This is a genomic window from Shewanella aquimarina (assembly GCF_023349185.1).
GTDB classification, from domain to species: Bacteria; Pseudomonadota; Gammaproteobacteria; order Enterobacterales; family Shewanellaceae; genus Shewanella; species Shewanella aquimarina.
Genome location: NZ_JAKIKY010000038.1, coordinates 1 through 610, shown reverse-complemented (window position 1 = coordinate 610; position 610 = coordinate 1). Strand labels below are relative to the sequence as shown.

Sequence of the window (610 nt, the reverse complement as noted above, 5' to 3'; positions counted from 1 at the left end):
ACTTTCGCCAAAAGAATACTCAAGTCACTTGATTAAAGTGTGTTTTGAGAACTCAATTATTTTCGCAATAACCTTTCGGTTATTACTATCAGCTTTCCAAATTTTTAAAGAGCGGGCTTAAAAAAGCCAAAGATAAATTCTGCATTTATCTTTGGCATCTCTAACCTAAACTGCATGCTCTCATCAAAGAGCAAATGGTGGAGCTATGCGGGATCGAACCGCAGACCTCCTGCGTGCAAGGCAGGCGCTCTCCCAGCTGAGCTATAGCCCCATTTACATGCAGCGAACAAAGTATACCATTGCCAATTCGAGTTGAAACAAGGCATGTATTGAGGACGTTTAGCCTGCTAAACGACGAAATACATAACGCAGAATCAACGAAGAATTGGTGGGTCAGAGTGGACTTGAACCACCGACCTCACCCTTATCAGGGGTGCGCTCTAACCAGCTGAGCTACAGACCCATTTATACTTGTTTCTTTGCTCCATCGCGTTGTTGTTTTTCATTACTCACTCAGTCATGTAGCTATCTACATTCTTTCGTTCGCAACTCAAACGCCTAGCGCTGAAACAAATTAACAGCGTCTAAATAGACGTGTATATCTTTGCTC

The 610-nt window shown here is 42.8% G+C and carries 2 tRNA genes; both read right to left on the bottom strand.

Going from position 1 to position 610, the window contains the following annotated elements:
- Nucleotides 1-195 precede the first annotated feature (195 nt).
- Nucleotides 196-271: transfer RNA gene (locus L2731_RS19505), tRNA-Ala, on the bottom strand.
- Between the two features lie 115 nt (nucleotides 272-386).
- Nucleotides 387-463, bottom strand: a tRNA-Ile gene (locus tag L2731_RS19500).
- Nucleotides 464-610 lie beyond the last annotated feature (147 nt).